Source organism: Dissulfurispira sp. (assembly GCF_036745535.1).
Lineage (GTDB): Bacteria > Nitrospirota > Thermodesulfovibrionia > Thermodesulfovibrionales > Dissulfurispiraceae > Dissulfurispira.
On sequence record NZ_DAIOFX010000130.1, the window covers coordinates 1 to 2,981 of the forward strand.

Sequence of the window (2,981 nt, forward strand, 5' to 3'; positions counted from 1 at the left end):
TACTATGTTCCTTAAGTCAATTCAGACTGGTAAGTATGTCTATACCAAGTGCCGTAAAAATAATCCTGGTTTCCTTGAATTTTTCCGTTGAATTGGGATAAACTATAGAACCTTTTTAAAAACTTTTAAATATTATTCTGGAGGGAATTAATGGAAAAGGTTGTTAAAAAAGCTAAAAAACCGGCGAAAGCTGCAAAACCTGCAAAAGCTTCAAAAGCACAGAAGTATGTCTATTTCTTTGGCGGAGGCAAGGCTGACGGCAAAGCTGAAATGAAAAATCTTCTGGGAGGTAAGGGGGCCAACCTGGCAGAGATGGTCAATTTAGGTATTACTGTCCCTCCTGGTTTTACCATAACTACAGAAGTCTGCACGCTTTACTACAAAAATAACAAGAGGTATCCCAAAGAATTAAATGCGCAGGTTGACGCTGCAATGGCAAAGGTCGAAAAGATAATGGGCAAGAAGTTCGGAGATCCCAATAACCCCCTCCTTGTTTCTGTGCGCTCAGGTGCGAGGAGTTCCATGCCCGGCATGATGGAGACAGTATTGAATATCGGTCTGACCACAAAGACAATCCCCGCACTCATAAAGAAAACAAATAATGAGCGTTTCGTATATGATGCATACCGCCGTCTCCTTATGATGTATTCGGATGTTGTCATGGAAAAGGCTGCAGGTGTGGAACCGAAAGAAGGAGAGGCCATCCGCCAGAAACTCGAACATGCCATGGATGCAATGAAAATACAGAAGGGATATAAAAGCGATACGGATTTAACAGTGGATGATTTAAAGATACTCTGCGACGAGTTCAAGGCCATTATAAAACATACCCTCGGCAAGGAATTCCCTGACGAACCGCAGGAACAACTCTGGGGAGGCATCGGCGCAGTATTTCAGTCATGGATGGGCAGGCGTGCCGTATCATACCGCAGGATCGAGAAGATTCCGGATGAATGGGGAACTGCAGTGACTGTGCAGTCAATGGTCTTCGGCAACACAGGAGAAAATTCAGGTACAGGTGTTGCTTTCACACGCAATCCGGCTACAGGAGAGGATGTGTTTTATGGCGAGTGGCTTCCCAATGCACAGGGAGAGGATGTTGTTGCAGGCATAAGGACTCCATATCCTGTCAACAGGGCAAGCAAGACAGCAGACACGCAGCACCTGCCGTCTTTGGAAGAATCGATGCCGCAGTTATACAAGCAGTTGTTCACTATCCAGAAGAGGCTCGAGAAGCATTACAGGGATATGCAGGATATCGAATTCACAATAGAGGATGGAAGACTCTGGATACTCCAGACCAGGGTAGGCAAACGCAATCCCCAGGCCGCAATCCGCATGGCTGTAGAGATGGTGAAGCAGAAATTGATAAGCAAAGAGGAGGCCATACTCCGTATCAAGCCCGATCAATTGGACATCCTTTTACATCCGAGTGTTGCTCCTGTTGCTGAAGAGAAGGCGATCCTTCTCGCAAGGGGATTGCCTGCCGGTCCCGGCGGTGCTACCGGAAAGGTTGTGTTTACTGCGGATGATGCAGAGGCATGGGCAAAGAAGGGTGAAAAGGTAATACTCGTCAGAAACGAGACCTCACCTGAGGATATCCATGGAATGCACGCAGCAGAAGCCATCCTTACAGCAAAGGGTGGAATGACAAGCCATGCAGCCCTCGTTGCGAGGGGTTGGGGCAAGTGCTGCATAGTCGGCTGTTCTGAACTTGTCATAGATGTACATAGAAAAGAAGTGCATGTAAACGGAAAGACCCTGAAAGAAGGAGATTGGATAACGCTTAACGGAACAGCAGGGAGGGTATACGAAGGCCAACTCGATTTATTGCCTGCCGACCCTGATAAAAATCCATGGTACAAGGAACTGATGAAATGGGCGGACATGGTCAGGACATTGAAGGTCAGGACAAATGCCGATACACCAGGGGATGCCACCGTAGCAAGGAATTTCGGCGCCGAGGGAATAGGCCTCTGCAGGACAGAACACATGTTCTTCGGTCCCGACAGGATAAAGGCGATGAGGGAGATGATACTCTCTGATACTGTTGATGAGAGGAAGAGGGCACTGGCAAAGCTCCTTCCATATCAGAAGGAGGACTTTATCGGCATATTCAGGGCAATGGCAGGGTTTCCTGTAACCATAAGACTTTTAGACCCGCCGCTCCATGAATTCGTGCCGCATACCGATAAGGAACTCGAGGAGCTTGCTCAGGAAATGGGTGTTCCTTTTGACAAATTATCTGCAAAGAACAAATCACTGCATGAATTCAATCCCATGCTCGGACACAGGGGATGCCGTCTTGGAATCACATATCCTGAAATATACGAGATGCAGGCACAGGCAATAATGGAGGCAGCATGCGAGCTTGCAAAGGAAAAGATTAAGGTTATGCCGGAGATAATGATCCCGCTTGTTGGTCATGTGAATGAACTTCAGAAAATGAGGGAAATCGTCGTCTCCACTGCAAACAAAATCCAGCAAGAATATAAAGTGAAAGTCCCTTATACTGTTGGCACAATGATAGAGCTGCCGAGGGCTTGCGTAACTGCCGATGAAATTGCACAGATTGCAGACTTTTATTCATTCGGAACAAACGACCTCACACAGACAGTCTATGGACTTTCGAGAGACGATGCCGGAAGGTTCCTGCCGGTCTATATAGAGAATGGAATACTCGAGGAAGACCCATTTATCTCAATAGACCAGAACGGTGTCGGTGCCCTTATGCAAATGGCTGTCGAGAAAGGCAGAAAGGTCAAGAAAGATTTGAAAATGGGAATATGCGGAGAGCACGGCGGAGAGCCTAAATCGGTTGAATTCTGCCATAAAATCGGACTCAATTATGTAAGCTGCTCTCCATACAGGGTGCCTATTGCCCGCTTTGCAGCAGCACAGGCAGCATTGAAAAAACAAATCTAAAAAATAGCGTCACAGGTGGCTGAGGTCATGCATGACCTCAGCCACCTTTTTATTTT

The 2,981-nt window shown here is 46.9% G+C and carries 1 protein-coding gene; it reads left to right on the plus strand.

Annotation, left to right across the window (positions count from 1 at the left end):
• Positions 1 to 150: 150 nt before the first annotated feature.
• On the plus strand, positions 151 to 2,925 hold the full coding sequence (gene ppdK, locus V7L97_RS11925) for a pyruvate, phosphate dikinase (RefSeq protein ID WP_333656269.1): 2,775 nt from the start codon (positions 151 to 153) through the stop codon (positions 2,923 to 2,925).
• Positions 2,926 to 2,981: the final 56 nt, after the last annotated feature.